Source organism: Ehrlichia muris subsp. eauclairensis, from assembly GCF_051097115.1.
GTDB lineage: Bacteria > Pseudomonadota > Alphaproteobacteria > Rickettsiales > Anaplasmataceae > Ehrlichia > Ehrlichia muris.
Window position 1 is genome coordinate 731,259 of the sequence record NZ_CP118226.1, and the last position, 19,818, is coordinate 751,076.

Annotated in this window: 14 protein-coding genes; 8 read left to right on the top strand and 6 right to left on the bottom strand. The window is 28.5% G+C overall.

Features of this window, described 5'->3' with window-relative positions:
- The first annotated feature begins 22 nt into the window (after nucleotides 1-22).
- The 3 genes from PVA18_RS02985 (at nucleotide 23) to cutA (ending at nucleotide 4,168) form a co-directional block, all read left to right on the top strand.
- Nucleotides 23-682, top strand: coding sequence for an O-methyltransferase (locus PVA18_RS02985; RefSeq protein WP_045804528.1), 660 nt, complete (start codon nucleotides 23-25; stop codon nucleotides 680-682).
- 134 nt (nucleotides 683-816) lie between these two features.
- Entirely contained in the window at nucleotides 817-3,300 is a 2,484-nt protein-coding gene (locus PVA18_RS02990; RefSeq protein ID WP_045804527.1) for a response regulator, read from the top strand.
- Between the two features lie 547 nt (nucleotides 3,301-3,847).
- Nucleotides 3,848-4,168, top strand: a complete 321-nt coding sequence (gene cutA, locus PVA18_RS02995; protein WP_045804526.1) for a divalent-cation tolerance protein CutA — start codon at nucleotides 3,848-3,850, stop codon at nucleotides 4,166-4,168.
- A 174-nt stretch (nucleotides 4,169-4,342) separates the two neighbouring features.
- Here cutA and PVA18_RS03000 read toward each other — a convergent pair whose 3' ends face one another.
- On the bottom strand, nucleotides 4,343-5,191 hold the full coding sequence (locus PVA18_RS03000; protein WP_045804525.1) for a 4-(cytidine 5'-diphospho)-2-C-methyl-D-erythritol kinase: 849 nt from the start codon (nucleotides 5,189-5,191) through the stop codon (nucleotides 4,343-4,345).
- A 426-nt stretch (nucleotides 5,192-5,617) separates the two neighbouring features.
- Between PVA18_RS03000 and dusB the strand changes: the two genes are divergently transcribed.
- Together dusB and rpoD are read left to right on the top strand one after the other, a co-directional pair.
- Nucleotides 5,618-6,571 carry a tRNA dihydrouridine synthase DusB gene (dusB, locus tag PVA18_RS03005; RefSeq protein WP_045804524.1) on the top strand — a complete coding sequence of 318 codons (954 nt, stop codon included), beginning with the start codon at nucleotides 5,618-5,620 and terminating at the stop codon, nucleotides 6,569-6,571.
- Between the two features lie 246 nt (nucleotides 6,572-6,817).
- Nucleotides 6,818-8,686, top strand: a complete 1,869-nt coding sequence (rpoD, locus tag PVA18_RS03010; protein ID WP_045804523.1) for an RNA polymerase sigma factor RpoD — start codon at nucleotides 6,818-6,820, stop codon at nucleotides 8,684-8,686.
- Between the two features lie 733 nt (nucleotides 8,687-9,419).
- On the opposite strand, the gene dnaG is transcribed toward rpoD, so the two are convergent.
- Nucleotides 9,420-11,186, bottom strand: a complete 1,767-nt coding sequence (gene dnaG / locus PVA18_RS03015) for a DNA primase (RefSeq protein WP_045804522.1) — start codon at nucleotides 11,184-11,186, stop codon at nucleotides 9,420-9,422.
- 490 nt (nucleotides 11,187-11,676) lie between these two features.
- Nucleotides 11,677-12,687: a class I SAM-dependent methyltransferase gene (locus PVA18_RS03020; protein ID WP_045804521.1), complete on the bottom strand. Its 1,011-nt coding sequence runs from the start codon at nucleotides 12,685-12,687 to the stop codon at nucleotides 11,677-11,679.
- A 72-nt stretch (nucleotides 12,688-12,759) separates the two neighbouring features.
- Here PVA18_RS03020 and PVA18_RS03025 point away from each other — a divergent pair, with 72 nt between their 5' ends.
- Nucleotides 12,760-13,335, top strand: coding sequence for a hypothetical protein (locus tag PVA18_RS03025; RefSeq protein ID WP_045804520.1), 576 nt, complete (start codon nucleotides 12,760-12,762; stop codon nucleotides 13,333-13,335).
- Nucleotides 13,336-13,340: 5 nt separating this feature from the next.
- Complete coding sequence (locus PVA18_RS03030) at nucleotides 13,341-13,613, top strand: DUF2610 domain-containing protein (RefSeq protein ID WP_024071945.1); 273 nt, start codon at nucleotides 13,341-13,343, stop codon at nucleotides 13,611-13,613.
- Between the two features lie 538 nt (nucleotides 13,614-14,151).
- Here PVA18_RS03030 and PVA18_RS03035 read toward each other — a convergent pair.
- Entirely contained in the window at nucleotides 14,152-15,126 is a 975-nt protein-coding gene (locus PVA18_RS03035; protein WP_045804519.1) for a ribonucleotide-diphosphate reductase subunit beta, read from the bottom strand.
- 275 nt (nucleotides 15,127-15,401) lie between these two features.
- Here PVA18_RS03035 and PVA18_RS03040 point away from each other — a divergent pair, with 275 nt between their 5' ends.
- The gene (locus PVA18_RS03040) at nucleotides 15,402-17,261 is read left to right on the top strand and encodes a hypothetical protein (protein ID WP_045804518.1); all 1,860 of its coding nucleotides are present in this window, start codon (nucleotides 15,402-15,404) and stop codon (nucleotides 17,259-17,261) included.
- Nucleotides 17,262-17,479: 218 nt separating this feature from the next.
- On the opposite strand, the gene cysS is transcribed toward PVA18_RS03040, so the two are convergent.
- Together cysS and PVA18_RS03050 are read right to left on the bottom strand one after the other, a co-directional pair.
- Complete coding sequence (gene cysS / locus PVA18_RS03045; protein WP_045804517.1) at nucleotides 17,480-18,859, bottom strand: cysteine--tRNA ligase; 1,380 nt, start codon at nucleotides 18,857-18,859, stop codon at nucleotides 17,480-17,482.
- A complete protein-coding gene (locus tag PVA18_RS03050; protein WP_045804516.1) occupies nucleotides 18,856-19,485 on the bottom strand; it encodes an exopolysaccharide biosynthesis protein in 630 nt (209 codons plus the stop codon). Before PVA18_RS03050 ends, cysS begins: the two co-directional genes overlap by 4 nt.
- Nucleotides 19,486-19,818 lie beyond the last annotated feature (333 nt).

The following is a 19,818-nucleotide window of genomic DNA, read 5'->3' on the forward strand; positions in this document are numbered from 1 at the left end:
TTTTATTATATAAAATGGTTTTATGCGTAACAAAATACTAAGCAAAAAATTACAATATATACATGATTTATTTTCAATCACAGATGCAGAAGTTGTAGCAACACATCAATTTATTAAAGATGATATATCCCTAATGCAACTTAATCTTATAGAAGGACAAATATTACAATTATTAATAAAAATGAACAATATAAAATCCATAATTGAAATTGGAACTTTTGTTGGCTCATCTGCTATGTGCATGGCTAAAGCATTACCAGAAAATGGGCATATATATACTATAGAAAAAAATACTATAAATGCCGAATTAGCAGAAGACAACTTTAAAAAATACAACTTATCTCACAAAATCACAGTAATAAATGATATAGGAATATTAGCATTACAAAAACTAACCAATACGTCACCGTTTGATATGATATTTATAGATGCTAATAAATCAGGATATTGTGATTACTTAGACTGGGCAGAATCAAATATCAAGAAAAATGGTTTAATAGTTGCAGATAATACACTATTATTTGGGAATGTATATTCTAATAATAACACAATAAAAAAAGTGTCTAAAACTACAATACATAAAATGCTCTCCTTCAATAAAAGGCTATCTGATAAAGATAAATATCTAACAACTTTACTTCCTACAGAAGAAGGCATGACAATTGCACTGAAATTATTCTAAACATTTTTTAACGTTGAATATTAATAGAAATTAAACTAAGCAATGATCTTTCACTCCACAGTACAATATTCATATAGCAATCTTAAGCATTTATATTATTATGTAATTTTAGTAAGTATTATAGTTATGTTAAGATGAAAAAAAGACATACTGATAACACACAAGACAATAAGGTAGACTTTGTAATAAGAAAATACGGATTATCAGTATGTAAATTATCTATTTTCTTAATAGCTCCATTATTGTGCATATCCAGTTTATATTTCTTTAATATATACGATAGTTATATAAACATAATTATCAATTGCATATTTACCAGCATCAGTATATTAGCAATATCAATACAATTACGGCAATACTTGTATATCATTGCTTCTATAGAATACCAAAACATGATCTTTGCTAATTCTTTAAATCATAACACGGAATTTTGCTTGATAATAAAAAATGATGGGAAAGTTGTATATGCTGACGCAAGATTTTATGAGAGATTCATAAAAAATCAAGAAAAGAAATTAGATCTATTTGATATATTAGAACTAGGTAATATTAGTGAGCAAGAAATTGAAGCATTTAAAAACGCACTAAAAAACAAGTTATCTATTAACACATACTTCTGTTTAAATACAAAAAATAAAATCTCTAACTTTACACTAATATTAGACCCAGTATTAGAGAATCCAGAAATAGAAATTAGTTATGTAAAAACTACAAACCTGTTCTTTGCTCCTCTTGCAAGACCACAAGAATATTTTGTACTTAAAGCTATAAAAATTACTAAAGAACAAGTATATGAAAGATTAATACAGAAACACTGTGTAGGCGCATACCTACTTAACCATAGGGGAGTAATATTATCTGTAAATGATACTTTCCTAAAAATGTTTGAACTAAATTCAATAGAGAATGGCACTACATTTGCTAATTTTTTAACAAAAAGCTACAATAAGGAAAAAATCATAGATAATAACACAGTTACTTTATCAACAACTACTGGAATTAAATTTAAAGCATATATATCACAAGCTGCATTTTATGACAAAAACAACCACAGTTACATTTACGGACTCTTAACCCCAGTAAATTCCGACATTCTTAATTATCATTTACATCCATGTTTCATAGAAGCACCAATAGCTATCCTACAATGCAACACAGATGGTAAAATATTGAAATCAAATAACACACTAAAAAGACTAGTTAAACATAGCAAAGAGTATATTTTTGAATACATATTACCTTCATACAATAAAAAAATTAAAAAATATTTCCAAAATAACATTGTAAAAAATATGTCATTAGAAGCACAACTTTATAACAATTTATATGTAAAAATTCATTTTAACAAATTTATACATCAGAATAACATATTTATTATATGTTACATAACTGACAGTGAAGATCGTAAAAATCTAGAGATACAATTAGAACAATCACAAAAAATGCAAGCTATCGGACAATTAGCTGGAGGCATAGCACATGATTTTAACAATATTTTAACAGCAATAATAGGCTTTTGTGATCTGTTACTGATAAAACATACTGCAACAGACCCTTCTTTTTCAGATATAATGCAAATAAAACAAAATGCAAATAGAGCAACAAATTTGATAAAGCAGTTATTAGCTTTCTCAAGGAAACAAACCTTACAACCTAAAATTTTTGATGTAAATAACATCATTGCAGATCTATCACATATGATTAAGAGATTAATTAATGAAAACATAGAACTAAAAATTCAATATGAGCAAAATATTAATTTAGTAAAAGTAGATTTATGTCAACTAGAGCAAGTCATTATTAATCTTGTAGTAAATGCAAGAGCTGCAATGGAAACAGGAGGACAATTAACTATAAAAACCTATAATACTAAAACAGATACTTTAAAGATATTATTAAAAGACATGTTTTCTCCAGATAAAGAACAAATAGAAGATGGAGAATATGTTGCAATAGAAGTTTCAGATACAGGACATGGCATGGAAGAGAAGATAATGAAAAAAATTTTTGATCCATTTTTTTCTACAAAGGAAACAGTTGCCGGCATAGGGTTAGGTTTATCTACAGTATACGGAATAGTAAAACAAACAGATGGATATATATATGTTAAAAGCACAATAAATTTAGGTACCACCTTTATTATTCTTATCCCTACAGTACATTTATCAAACAGTAATGACATTGAAATATCATATAATAAATATTCAAATGAAGTAAGTACTGTAATACCAGAGATCAGTACTTCAACAACTATTTTATTAATTGAAGACGAAGATCCTGTCAGAATATTTGCTACAAAAGCACTAACTAAGAAAGGATTTAAAGTCATAGACATAAACTGTGGAGATCAGGCATTAGAAATAATCAATAAATATCCTATAGATATTGTTATAAGTGACGTAGTAATGCCAAAAATAAGTGGTCCAGAAATCGTAGAAAAAATACTAAAAGTTAAACCAAATATTCAAATTATTTTTATTTCTGGATATGCTGAAGAAGTATTTAACAAACACAACAACATAGATGTAACCAAAATTAACTTCCTATCAAAACCTTTCACTCTTAAGCAACTTACAGAAAAAGTATTAGAGATATCAAATAACCATTCACAAAACTAAACTTGATTCTTATACATTTTTCACAAAATACATAAAAACATAGTTACTTATAAAATTGATATAAACTGATTTTTATTTCTTAACATATTAAAGCAGTATTTAACAAAAACATAAGATGCAACAAAAAATCAACCTCCTACTAAAACCTTTTTCTCTTAAGCAACTTATTACAGAAAAAGTACTAGAGATATCAAATAACCATTCACAAAACTAAACTTGATTCTTATACATTTTTCACAAAATACATAAAAACATAGTTACTTATAAAATTGATATAAACTGATTTTTATTTCTTAACATATTAAAGCAGTATTTAACAAAAACATAAGATGCAACAAAAAATCAACCTCCTATCAAAACCTTTTTCTCTTAAGCAACTTATTACAGAAAAAGTACTAGAGATATCAAATAACCATTCACAAAACTAAACTTGATTCTTATACATTTTTCACAAAATACATAAAAACACAGTTACTTATAAAATTGATATAAATTGATTTTTATAATAAAAACCATATAAATATCTGAATCACAATTAAAACTACATATGCAAAACATTTCTTTAATCTATACAACTGCCCCTACTTATGAAGATGCATATCGTATAAGTAGTATTCTTTTAGACAACAAGCTAATAGCATGTGCTAACATATTTAATAATGTTACATCAGTATACCTCTGGGAAAATGAAGTACATAATAATACTGAATGCGCTATTATACTAAAAACAACAAATAACTTAGTCCAAGACGCTGCGAATAAAATACAAGAAATCCACCCATACGATACTCCTGCAATCGTTACTATAGATTCAATTAATGCAAATGATAAATTTATACAGTGGATAAATGATTGTACTGTTTCATAAATCTGCTACCACATTAAAACAACAATCTAATTCAGTGGTAGATAAAATATATCTTATCCCACTATAGCATGCCTGCAATCGTTACTATGAATTCAATTAATGTAAATGATAAATTCATATAAGTAAATTTAAGTAACTGTATTACCAAAGTACTGATAGAAAAATATCAAAAATCTAAAGTATTTTAGCATTAAAAACTATCCAATCAGGACGTGTCATTTGCAATTTCCTAGCTGCATCTTCAGCATGACTTAATTCGTTAAACAAAGCAAAACATGTTGCACCACTACCAGTCATACGTACAATCACAGAATTTTTTAATTTATTTAACACAAACAATATTTCTTCTATTTCAGGAACAAACCTTAATGCTACCTCTAATAAATCATTTTTAGAATTATAAATTAATTCCATCCAATCATCTCCTTTTACAGGAAGTTTATCACATATTGAAGGAGAGTAAGTACAGCTCTGGTAATTATTAAAGACTTTCGCTGTACTTAATGCCTTACCTCTTGGAGCAACAAGTATAATATATTTTGGCAATAACAAATCAGGTAATAACAATATATCTTCTCCTACCCCTTTAGCAAAAAGGGTCTTTGACTCTAAACAAGCTGGAACATCACTTCCAACTTTTAAAGCTAAATCCTGTAATAATCTGTAATCAATATTCCACATATTACCTAATAAACGCATAACAGCAGCAGCATCAGCTGACCCACCTGCTAAACCTGCAGATACTAAAATGTTCTTTATAATACTTACAGAAACATTAGGACGTATAGCACTATGCTTCAATAACAACTCTATTGTTTTATATACAGTATTATTATACTTACTAATCTTAAAATTTGAGAAATAGACTCCCCTTTTTGAGGTACCAACATCAACTTCCAATATATCGTAAACATTCACAAAAACAAACAATGATTCTAAATCATGATGTTGATCATCTCGTTTACCAGTAATATGTAAAAACAAGTTAACTTTTGCTGGTGCTTTAACTAAAAACTTTGACATAATTATATTATTATCAACAATATGCTATACATTATTAATAATGAATACTATATAGCTTGTAAAACATCTTTAGTGATTATTAAATAAAAACGCCCTTTAATAAATTCTAAATACATAAACACTGCAACATATAATTATAAAAAGTATATCATTAGAAAAATAACCACAACTAATTGGAAACCCTATAATACAACTTGCTTTTCTATTACCTAAATAACTTATTACTTTCTTTAATATATCAAGAAATCCTATCAAAATCTGGTATCTTTAAACAGTACAGCAATATATTAAAAATATTTCATCAGTACTTGTTTATTATAACTAATCAATTTAAAATACAAATACCCAATAGCAAAATAGATCTTTTCTATTAAATTGTGGCATTTTTACTTACATCAATATATAAACAAAAAGATTAATAAGTACATGAACATTAGCCAATTCATATCAGATTACCCAGTAATATTAGCACCAATGTCTGGTGTAACTGATCTTCCATTTCGTGCTCTTGTAAAGAACCTGGGTGCTGGATTATTAGTCTCAGAAATGATTGCAAGTTATGCAATGATTATAAAAACCAAACAAAGTTTGCAAAAATCACAAATTCAAGTTAACACTGCAGTACAACTAGCTGGATGCGACCCAACAATAATGGCAGAAGCTGCAAAACTCAATGAAGACATGGGAGCAAAAATTATAGATATAAACTTTGGATGTCCTGTTAAGAAAGTAGTCAATAGTTATGCTGGCTCAGCACTAATGAAAGATGAAATTACAGCTGCAAAAATTCTAGAATCTGTAGTAAAGGCAGTCAAGATTCCAGTAACACTAAAAATGCGTACTGGATGGGATAATAATAACCTAAATTCACCTCAATTAGCTAAGATTGCTGAAGAAATTGGGATAAAAATGATAACAATACATGGCAGAACAAGAACACAAATGTTTACTGGAAAGGCAGATTGGAAATTTATTAGTAATATTAAGAAATGCGTAAAAATTCCTGTAATAGTTAACGGAGATATAAAAAACTTACATGATATAAAAACATCACTAGAAGAATCACAAGCAGATGGTATCATGATAGGAAGAGGAGCATATGGAAAGCCATGGTTTATTAATCAAGCTTTACATTTTATAAAATCAGGCACTATTTTACCTGATCCTTCCCCATCAGAAAAATTGCAAATTATCACAAATCACTATGACCATATGATAGAATATTATGGAAAAGACATTGGAACAAAAATATCAAAAAAACATATAGGATGGTATAGTGCTTCTCTAGATAATTCAGCAGAATTCAGATCTCAAATAAATTACTCAAATGACCACAATTTTATTAGAGATAAAATAACAGACTTTTTTTCACAAAATTAACATCTTTTTGACACAATAAATTAACATTTAATTGACACTTTAATACATGTGTCCAGCAACATTTCACATTGGAAACGTGCTTTTTTACAAATTAGTATTCTACATCAGAAACATATTGTTGTTGAAAATAATAAACAAATATTTAATTATTTTTTAACACACATACCCTATAACGTTTTATGATTGACAATATATTTACATTATGATACTAGGTTGAGTTTGTCGTTTCTGAATATTAACTAATTTATGAAAGATCTACAAACAGATAAAGAATTACTCAGAACTCTTGTAAGCAAGGGATTAAAACAAGGATTTGTTACATTTAACGATATCAACGATGTTTTCTCTGATTATGTATTATCATCTGACAACATAGATGAAACTATATCAATGCTTCAGGATTCAGGTATTAATGTACTTGAACAAAGCGATGAAGATGAAGCAAATAGTATAGTAGAAGAAAACAGAATCAAAGAAGACATAGATGAAGATGACGTATCAGATACAAGCATGAAATCTTGGGATTTTGGACAAACAGATGATCCTATACGCATGTACCTATGTGAAATGAGTTCAGTCGAATTACTATCTCGTGAAGGAGAAATTGAGATTGCAAAAAAAATAAAATCAGAAAAAGTAAACATGCTCCGATCACTAGTAGAATCTCCAGTAGTATTACGCACATTTATGTCATGGCGAGATGATTTAGTAAACGAACAAATAATGTTAAGAGATTTAATAGATTTAGATGCAAATTATAGATACGAATTTCCAGAAAAATTTTCCGATACCGATGAAGCTAGTGTTTTAGATTATGATAAGGATTTAATAGATGAACCTGATGAAGATTCAGATATACCAGAAGATGAAGATGAAGAAAACGGTTCAATAAATACTTCCATATTAGAAATGGAAAATGCATTGTTACCAAAAGTAATAAGTATACTAGACTCAGTCATTGCATCAGCAGAAAAAATTTTAGAACTCAAGAAACAACATCAAGGCAAAATCAATAAAGATATTGAAAAACAATATAATGATCTACATGACAGTATATGGGAAATGATATATCAAATTAAAATCAGTAATTCTGCAGTACTATCAATCACACAACAAATCTATGGTTTAAGTAAATCCATTGCAGCAGAAGAAGCAAAAATTATTTGTCTTGCAGAGAGTTATGGTATACCACGAAAAGATTTTCTAGATGCATATAATACTAATTCTGTATTGAAAAAAAAAGGTATTTCTCCTCAATGGGATAATATGTTATTAAACGAAGAAGGCAATATAATAAGTATCTATAGCAAAATTAAATTACTTTCTGGAGAAGATAACCTCGCCGAGTTTAAAGCATTAGTCACAAAAATACAAAAGCACGAACGTGCAGCAAATCAAGCAAAGCAGGAGATGATAAAAGCAAATTTAAGATTAGTAGTATCCATTGCAAAAAAATATTCAAATCGAGGCTTGCAGTTTCTAGATCTAGTACAAGAAGGAAATATTGGATTAATGAAAGCAGTAGATAAATTTGATTATAAACGTGGATATAAATTCTCAACTTATGCAACATGGTGGGTGAGACAAGCAATTACCAGAGCAATAGCAGACCAAGCACGAACCATTAGGATTCCTGTACACATGATTGAAACTGTAAATAAAATTAATCGTACATTAAGACAAATGTTACATGAAATGGGTAGAGAACCAACCTTAGAAGAATTATCAGCAAGATTAAATATTAATGTAGATAAGATACGCAAGGTAATGAAAATAGTTAAAGATCCTGTAAGCTTAGAAAGTCCTATAGGAGATGATGATAGTAGTACTTTTGGTGATTGCATAGAAGACAAACGTGCAGTAAAACCAGAAGATGCAGCTATACTCGCAGACTTACGAGAAATAACTACAAAAGTATTATCAACATTAACACCAAAAGAAGAGAGAATTTTGCGTATGCGATTTGGAATAGGTAAAGGAGGAAAAGATCATACTTTAGAAGAAGTAGGAAAATTATTTAACGTAACAAGAGAACGGATACGACAAATTGAGGCAAAAGCTTTACGCAAATTACGTCATCCAAGTCGTGCAAGAAAGCTTAGAGGGTTCTTCTAATGTCTAACTCTTAAGTGACCATCAATTCTTGAAGTACATGTAATTTTATAAACCTGAAATATATCATAGTACAGTTTTTCTAAACGTATCCATCTACACAAAAAATTAATAGTTTCTTGTTCATAAAGATTAAAGTTATCAAAATAAATATAATGCACAAGACAGTATAAATAATATAACTAAACGTTTATAATAATATGTAAAAATTTACAAATATCCTTTAAGAAAACAAAAATTCTATAACCTGCAATAATATATCTATAACTATATTAAAAGAATCATTCACAAAATACTTTTAAAATTATCAAAATTCACAACCACTTCATACTAGCTCGAATATTTTAAATAATATTAAAAATAAAATCTAAATTAAATATCAACAAAATATATAAATATTATAATTTAAATTAATAAAAACCTATATAACATGTAATAATATATCTTAACTATTCAAAAAACATTTTTGATCCTATATATAAAACTCACAACACATCTATACTAACTGTGATATTTTAATATCAATACTGTTTAACATCATAAAAGCATTCATAAAATCTCTCATAAATTTTTTTTCAAATTGTTATTGCACAATTTACGTAATATACATACAAGTTATCCTTAAAATCAAAATACCTCAAAAAATAAATACATTATAGTAATACAAAAACTATTTTTCTTTTAATAATATATAAGATTATAAAATCCCCTTATACAAACACCCACTTTTCAACTTTTAATAATTCCATAACTCTCTTAATCTGTTGTCTATTTCCTGCGCTTGATTAGATAATTTTTCAGCAAGATCCCGTTTTCCTTGCAATTGCAAATCCAATATTTCTGTTTGAATACATTGTAAATGATCTAAAAGCATTATTTTTTCTACTTCTTTCTTTGAAACATCGATATTATAATTTCTATTTTGTAGTAACATAAAATTTGATGCAGACATTTTTTTTGAAACAAAATCTGCTATATCATCTAAATTACTTTTCTTTAACTCTGAAAGTAAAATCTCCTTAGATATTATATGGTTACATAAAGTAACTTTTATATTAATAATATTCTGTTGTAATCTATATACATCCTTATTACTTATATTAAAGTTAGAAAATTGATCAAAAATAATCGGATCGTCAAGCAGTTCTGGAAATTCCATTATGATGTATACTACTCTTAACTGATTATATTCTTCTAGCAAAAATTCATCATTTACATACTTTAGCTTATTATTTGCTCGGTTAACTGAACCACCACCATCTAAAGTCTTACTTTTATCCTTTGAATACTGTAAATTACGAATTTGAGAATAAAAATATTTCTTGTAATATTTCATAACGCTATTATCACCAATCTGGTCAAGATAACGTTTAATTTTTGCTTCTAACATAACACATTGTTCAGGCATAATAGTATTATTATTAACACTAACCTTAGCAAGCTCATAATCCCAAATGAACTCTGATAATAATTTTGCATTATCTAACAAAGTAATTGCACTATCAATACCACCATTGATACAGATATCATAGGGATCCTTTCCTGTAAAAACATCAACAAATTTTATAATACATCCAGGTCTAACCAAGGATAATGCAAGAAATGCAGATTTAATGGAAGCTATTTTCCCAGCAATATCACCATCCATCCAGACTATAATTTCCGAAGTTATTTCCCATAAATATACTAGATGTTCAGGAGTCATTGATGTTCCTAGTAACCCAACTACATTACTAACTCCTATCTGATGAAGCATGAGAACATCCATATACCCTTCTACCACTATAATTTTTCCTTGCTTCTTTGCTTCACGTACAGCAAGATGTGATGCATAGAGATTCTCTCTTTTTTGAAAAAAAACATTTCCTTTAGAATTCAAATACTTAGGGGTCTGTATATCAACAATTGATCGCCCACCAAATCCTATAATATTTCCAGTAGAATTACAAATAGGAAAAATAATCCTATTATAGAAATAATCTTGATCCTGAGAATTTAATAATCCTGTACTTCTAATATCATCTACATTAAACCCTAAAGATAATAAGTATTTACTCAAACCATATGCTGGAGCATACCCTAACCTAAACTTCTTTACTGTACTACCAAAAATCTTTCGACGTTTTATATATTCTATGGCTATATGATTATTATATAATTGCTTTTCAAACCACAATGTTGCAGCATCCAATATAGGACTTAAACTTACTTTCTTACTAGTATTTTGTGGCAAATCAATACCATACATCTCTGCTAAGTAGTCTATTGCACCCCTAAAATCTAAAGCATTAATATCAGAAATAAATTGTATAACATCCCCATTTGCTCCACAACCGAAACAGTAGTATAACCCCTTCTCATCACTTACAGTAAAAGAAGGTGTCTTCTCACTATGAAATGGGCACAACCCAATAACATTATTACCTCTTCCAGTCAGTTTAACTCTCTGTCCAACTACATCAGATAGCTTAATTTTACTTTTGATAATATCAACAACATTCATGCCACATACTACAGATATGTATAATTTTTAATAATAAAGCATATTATTCTTTTACTACAATAAATAGAGCTACAATTCATTATACAGTCATAGACGGTTATAACAATCAAATTTAGAATGGGCAATTGCAACCATCTAATTAACTAGATAAGATTTTAAATGAGTATAACACACCATTTCAATAAAACCTATGGGACAACATGCTACTACAAAAACATAGCATAAGAATGAAGCTTATTGATAATCACAACTACCATAATTTACGAAACATAAATCAATATAATATGAACAAGTTATAGTTGATGAATTGTAAATGGAACACAGCACATTATTTTTTAAAGCTCATAAGAATATACTGTACTATCAAAAAACATAGAAAAAGGACCTGAAACCCATTGACCTATAATTACTACAATTGAACAAAATACACGCATTAATGTAACATGGACAAGCATGATTTCATAGGTCCAATCATAGCAAAACTACAGCTTTATCGTGGATTTACTAAAAGTACTTTAAACATACTACCCATATTCTCAGTCAATCTTAAAAAACCTGTCATTAAATTCTGTTTTTGAGTTTCTGTGGCATTTTCAATAAGTACTTGTAACCTCTCTTTAATACCAAAACTGTATAAAAAATCTCTTTGAGTCATAATAATTGACCTGAGAGTAGACAAACTGTTATGCAGTACATCAAAATTTACATGTGCAGTTATATCACTTTCTCCTACATTTTTAAGTAAATCATTATATCTATGATTCTTTATGGATTGTATAGTACTTTCATATGGGCAATTTACATATCCATAATCAATAATGACTGCTGCCCCACCGCTTTGTAAAATCTTATTTTCTATACATTTTATTATAGAAACAGCTTCATCACATATTTCTATTACCGGATTTTCAATATCACTTGATATTTTAAATATCTTATCTATCTTTTTATAAACTATTTTAAATTCATTATCTTCTACTGCAACACACACCTCACACCAAGAATTATTGATATATACAAACTGTCTAATAGGTAAAGCATCAAAAAATTCATTTGCTATAAATACTACTGGATAATCTGGCACATCTTTTACATCCTTACACCAGAATATTTTCTCATCTTTCAAAACACTTCGTTGTAACCTTTCTAATATAGGACTTATTTCAACAAGATAAACAATCGTTGCTGCATAGCATTGTTCAAATTTCTTCAAAACTCTAATGATATCACTTATTAATGTTCCCCTACCAGGCCCTAATTCTACTATAATAAATTTAGATGGATACCCCATTTTTTGCCAATTCAACAATATCCATAATGCAATAACCTCTCCAAACAATTGAGATATCTCAGGAGCAGTAATAAAATCCCCATGAGTACCAAAAGGCATTCGAGTCATATAATAACCATGATGTACATCATAAAGAGCAATTCTTATAAACTGCTCTATTGAGATAGCACCACCGCAATTTAATATAATTTTTTTTAAATAAGAATCCATAATTAATTAATGTATTATTTACACTAACATGATACAATAGAGTAAAATAGGCTGTAAATTTTTTATATTACTATGATGTTATCTATTTTTCAGAAACAACTAGGCTGGCAATTTACAGATTATATAGGAAATGGTGTCTATAGCCTATATAGCACATTAACTGCCATTAAAGATAGATACAATACTTATAGCAAAACAAATCAATCAGATATTAACATATCATTTACTATTTTACATAAAAATGACATCAACAATGTAATAGAACAAGAATATAGTAACACAGTAAATGATCTATCTTCTGATAACTTAAGTATAACATTTGCAAATTTATTAGACCAATCAACAGCTAATGAAGAAATACTATTACAAAATAATAACAATAGTTATAATATTAAAACCCGACAGCATGACAATAGTAACATCATATTACATGATGAAGAAATTAGCTATGAAATGGCGTATAGTTTATTGTTAAATTTAGTTAATAATAACATTCAATTACTTGAAGAAGCTCTATTAATTGCAAAGACTTTAGTTAGTGAAGGAGTTTTAGTTGCTCCAGAATCTAGAATAAAGAAGAATATTGCTCAGATAGTCTTACACAATATACGTAAACAAACAGTTCAAAGTTCAGGTTATTCAAGGTAAATGATATGCCAGGTATAAAGAAATTTATTGTCCCATGTGACTTCAGCGGACAAAGTTCTCCTTTTACCATATACATTGGAGAACCAAAACCAGATAACCACCCTGTACAACATCAAGATAACTGGCTAGCAAAGGAACGCGGTGGCAATATACCAGAAAAAGTCAAAGATAGCTTAGCAAAATTATATGCACTAGCACAGAAAAATGGCATTTGTTTTGCAGATCTTTGCGTATATGCTCTAACGGTTGCCTCTCACAAAAATAACAAGAACTCATAAACATGTATTTATTTAGCTTAAAGCATTATACATGTTTGTTACAAAAGCTCATATTCTACATATATAAATAAAAATAACAAAACAACTTTTTAATTAAATTACAATTATTAGCAGAAAATATATACATCAACAACATGACAGCAAAACAAATCAAGTAAACTTAAGCATGCCATTAGTATTGGCCATTATCAAAGGAACAATCAAAACATAACGTCCACCCAAAACTGAAAAAATCTATTCTACATTATTAGAAATGTCCATTACACATAGCGTATTGCATAATTACATGCAACTTTATTTTAATATAAAAAGAACAAACCTATGCCCCATTTTGCATCAGAAATAGGAATCCCTATTAATATAACAGTAATACTATAACATATTTCACATAAATAATGTTATGTCACCAAAATAAGATAATTCTTTTTACATAAAAAACAATAAAGTGATATACCATCGTTCATAGGAATAACGAATTCACATTAATATAATACTATTCAAAATTTAAATGACATTAAAAATATATTTATAGTAATTATCAATGGTCTTCAAATGCCTCTTCCCATGTTCCCTCTGTAGCAGCACGAGCATATTCTGTAACTCTATTCTCAAAAAAGTTAGTATGTTCTACTCCATTTAAAATCTCATCTAACCATAACAAAGGATTTTTAGTTGCATCATATATAGGCTCCAGATTCAACTGTAATAATCTTCTATTTGCAATATACCTAATATATTCCTTAACTTCTTTAGAAGATAATCCTTCAACATCTCCACAAGCAAATGCTAAATTAATAAATTCATCTTCTAATGAAACAATAATTCTACACGCTTCATATAACTCTTGTTTTAATGAATCATCCCATATTTCATAATTCTCTTGAATAAAAGTATTAAACAACCTGATTATTGACTCTGTATGTAATGTTTCATCTCTTACAGACCAAGCTATAATTTGCCCCATACCTTTCATTTTTCCAAAACGTTGAAAATTTAACAAGATCGCAAACGAAGCAAATAATTGCAAACCTTCTGTAAAAGCACCAAAAACTGCTAAAGTTTTTGCTACATGTCTTTTATCATTTTTTCTACACTCTTCAAATCTCTGCATATAGTCATATTTTTTCTTCATTACCTCAAACTTTAAAAATGCTTGATACTCAATTTCAGGCATTCCAATAGTATCCAGTAAATATGAATAAGCAGCTATATGTATAGTTTCCATATTTGAAAATGCAGAAAGCATCATACATATTTCTGTAGGCTTAAAAATATTTGAATAATGTTTCATATAACAATTATTAACTTCAATATCAGCCTGCGTAAAAAAACGAAAAATCTGGACTAAAAGATTTTTTTCCTTCTCAGAAAGTACCGTTTTCCAATCTTGAACATCATCTGCAAGCGGCACCTCTTCAGGTAACCAATGTATCCTTTGTTGACATAACCAAGCATCATATGCCCAAGGATAATTAAATGGTTTATAAATTGGTCGAGAATCTAATAATGACATTTTCAAATACTATAACAAAACAACATGGACTATAAACTACAATCCAAAAAGAACTATAACAATTATTTGATACAAAAATCAACTAAGATTTTTTATTAATATAATCCAAGTAATAAACGTAATTACAAATAACCATCACTTAACAAAAAGGTAATATAAATATAATTTTTATATATTTATATAATATTTTTTACCTAAAACATTAAAAAAATAAATTGCATATTAAATTATTTACAATTATACACTAGTCATCTAAATCTTATGCGTGCAAAATTATGATAACAAAAGTTCAACACAGATCAGTAATAAACAATACAAACTTAAAGAAATACGTAACGGATATTACATTAGAAAAGATTGATGAAGCTCTCATAGATATTAGCAATGTGATCCCACTATGCACAGCACTAACACTAGATACTGAACCAGATTTCACCTCTTTCAAACAAAAAGTCACATCCATGTTGCAGGAATACAAGGAATGGTTTACTACAAATGACAAAGTAAATATGCCTCTAATTGATGAAAGAACATCAGATACCCTATGGAACAGTATACAAGAAATACACACATTATACCATAAACATCAAATGTCAGTTTCTAGTGATAACGGTATTAATCTGCTAGACAGAATAGCATACAATTCCTCTCATAATAAGAAAGACATTACAATAAATAATAACTTGAAATACAATATCCAATACACCATATTGACATCATTCATTGATCAATGCCTTAACAATAATATTAATTACCACACAAGCTATACAAACGAAATACTATCCAAAACATTTACCATTAGAAATAAAATAATTAATCAGTTAAAAGCAACATTGTTTCAGTATGTACAAAAAAAAGCTTTCTTCTCATATGCAAAATATTTACAAAATTTATATAATATACAAGCATCATATGTAATAGAGAGGGATATCGATCTACTAAGAACAACTAAACAATTTATTGGACTAAAAGCAATCCACATTGTTAACCAAAAAATATTTCGCAACCTTAATCCTTTGCTAGATAATGGATGTGAAATCAATATTAAATGCGACATTCCAAGGTATACAGAAATATTCTTAGAAATAAGTGACATAACTATTTCTGGTACAGTATATGGCAGTATCTTTAATAAATACGGCAGCATTATCATTACTAATGCAAAAGAAGAATGTAGTAAAAACATAATATCCATATTTGGAACTGTCAGCATCAATGGTAGAATAATGCAGAAAAAATTACCAGATACATTTACTATTCCACCCAATTTTTGCAGCAATATAAAAGATAAATCTATAATAACTAAACAAACAGATCTCTGCCAAGCAGAAAAATTAATCACATCGTTTCACTCATGGGATGTTATTAATCAACAAGATGAAGATGGAATACATGCATTAAATATAGAATTATTCCATCCTAAGCTTCAATACCATGCTGTTATTGTATCCATAGGATGGCCTATTAATCAACATAACATTGCCACAACTGAAAATGCCGAATCTCTATTTTGTAATACAATGCACAATGCAAATCACTTAAACATAATAGATGATATCAGCCAGGATAGGAAGTTACCTTGCACTTTTTTTGATCATAGCATACCTATGTTCATTTATAATATACGTATAGAAAACAAACAATTAATTATTGAAAATTTCAGTAATAAGATAGCACTTTATCTAACATATATAACACACAATGGTACAAATCTTATATCTAAATTTGGTGTTCATGAAGTAGTAATACATAGCAAAAGTGTAGAATTTTCAGTTCTAATACTCCATGATACAGACGTAACTATATTTGGTAAATTTTGCGGTGTGTTGTACACAAATAAAGGTAATATTACAATCATAGGACAAGTTAATAAATCTCGCATAATGTCAAATACTGGATTAATTAAAATCCAAAACAACCCCACCAATTCCAAAACACCAATAGCAATTGATAGTGCTATCATCGCTCAATACGGTGCCGTAGAATTTACTGGTCAATATGCTAATTCTTATATAGATAGTAAAAATATAACTCAAAAACCCCTAGGTACAACCAATGCTCACTCCCCTTCTTCATATCTCACAAGACTTTCAGAAATGTTCTGTGCTTTTATTTCAGGAGAGCGGAGACATTAGTATGATAATTGTAACTATCATATTGTTTTGCAGTACAGCTTTTTATAGTATAAAAAAACGTAAACAAAACATACTTTTTACACAAAAGGTTTTATATTATATAAGCAGAAATTTTTTTTATACTTTATTACCTCCTATGCCATTGGTATGTTTTACATAACATTTTATCACATACAGTTATAAATTAAAACTAAAGAAATCCAATCTCGTTTATCTTATTATTTCTTATACCAATGTGTAGTTCCATCTCTATTATCAGAAAGAACTATTCCTCGATCTAACAAAAGCTGACGTATATCATCTGCCTTTTTAAAATCATTACTTGCTCTTGCTTTTTTTCTTTCATCTATTAATTGACTGATTTCTTTATCATTATTATTAATTTTAAACCAATCTTGCCAAGAATGCTGTAAAATACCCAAAAAATTTGCAGTTTTAATAAGAGTTTTTGTTAAACATACCTTTTTCATTATATCAGATGTTTTATTAATCTTTGTAACCATCTCATGCAATATTGAAATAGCTTTTGGAGTATTAATATCATCTTTTAAACAATCAATAACACTATTAGATAATTCAACTCCACTATCCAATGATAAATCAGCATCTATTGAACTTAAAGCAGTATACATACGATTAAGAGACTCTTGAGCATTAGCTACTATTTTACTACTCCAATCTAAAGGTTTCCTATAATGTGCACTTAACAATACATATCTTATCAATTCACCTTTGATTCCGCTATCTAATAACTGCCTCACTGTTAAAACATTACCTAAAGATTTACTCATTTTCTCACCATTAACAGTAAGAAACCCATTGTGCACCCAATATTTAGCATAGTGGCTGTCAGGAAAAGCACAACAATTTTGTGCTATTTCATTTTCATGATGAGGAAACTGTAAATCTGCTCCACCACCATGAATATCAAAATTTTCACCTAAATAACAATAACTCATAGCTGAACATTCTATATGCCAGCCTGGCCTCCCTAATCCCCAAGGACTTGACCAACAACTCATTAATTGCTTATCTATTGCAGTAGCAGGTTTCCATAAAACAAAATCCCCTGGATGTTTTTTACCTAATTCCACATCTACCCTACTACCATAAATAAGTTCTGAGATATTACGCCGAGATAACTTACCATAGGAAGGATAAGATTTGATATTAAAAAACACACTACCATTATACACATACGCATGACCAAGATCTATTAACTTCTGTATCACATTGATCATAATATCTACATTATCAGTCGCTCTTGGCTCATAAGTTGGGTCTAAACAATTCAGCATTTTCATATCTTCATGAAATGCTCTTATATAAGTTGAAGTAACATCATATATATTCTGCTTACTACTTTGTGCAACATTAATAATCTTATCGTCAACATCAGTAATATTTCTTACATAAGTCACTTTAGGATATAGCAATTTTAGCAACCTAAACAGCACATCATATATCACTATTGACCTAGAATTCCCAATATGCGCAAAATCATAGACTGTAGGACCACAAACATAAACCTTCACATTACTACTATTCACAGGAATAAAAGGTTCCTTAATGCCAGTTAAAGTATTATATATGATCATGTAAATTTCGATAAAAAAGAAAACATATTTATGACAAGTTTGGGACCTAAAGTCATTACCATGAGAGTAACAATAATACCAAACAATGACACTATTACTCCAAGAATCGCCATGACACCATCTTTATTAAGCATACCCAAAGACATAATCGACACACCACCTGCTGGTATAAAATTTGTTAAAGGTAACGGTATAGCTATTGATATAGCACATAAAAGAGAAATAAAAGCTATAACCTTTTCTCCAAAACTATTAAATACAAATAATAAACGAGGCTTTGTAAGTTTTTCTGCTTTTCTCAATATAGGAGCAGTTTTTTCAATAATTGAAGCTAAAGTTACACGTTTAAAAGACTTTTGTTCTAACCATTTAGGCATCCAAGGAACCTGCAACCCAAGCAACATTTGGAATGCAAACATTAACAAAGGTATAGAGAATATTGTTGTATACCCTGGAGGTACAGGTATAGGAATCGCAAGAGGTAATGAAAACAACAACATTAATACTCCAAAACCACGAGCATGAAGTGCAGATTTTAATTCAAATAATGTAATCTTATCCATATCAGTGTTATTCGTAACTTCTTTCAATAGATCTGAAACTGCTTTATCCTTTTCGTGTGACATATATATATATACTCATTTCAAAAACCATACAACATACCCCTAAGAAAAATAACACGTATAGTTAATAAAATTTACTACACATTTTCACTATCTACAAGGAGTAAAAACATTATTTAACAATACCATGTTTAACATATAATAAAATTTCTTAAGCTCACATCAAATATAAGCACATTTTAGAAATAATATTTTAATATTTTAAGTTATTAAAACTAACCTACAACATACAAGTGTGATAAGTTATATAAATAGTATACTTGAAGTACTTTTTAAGTTTACATGAAAGTAATATCTAACATAAAATATCTAGTAAAAAATTAACTATAATATAGT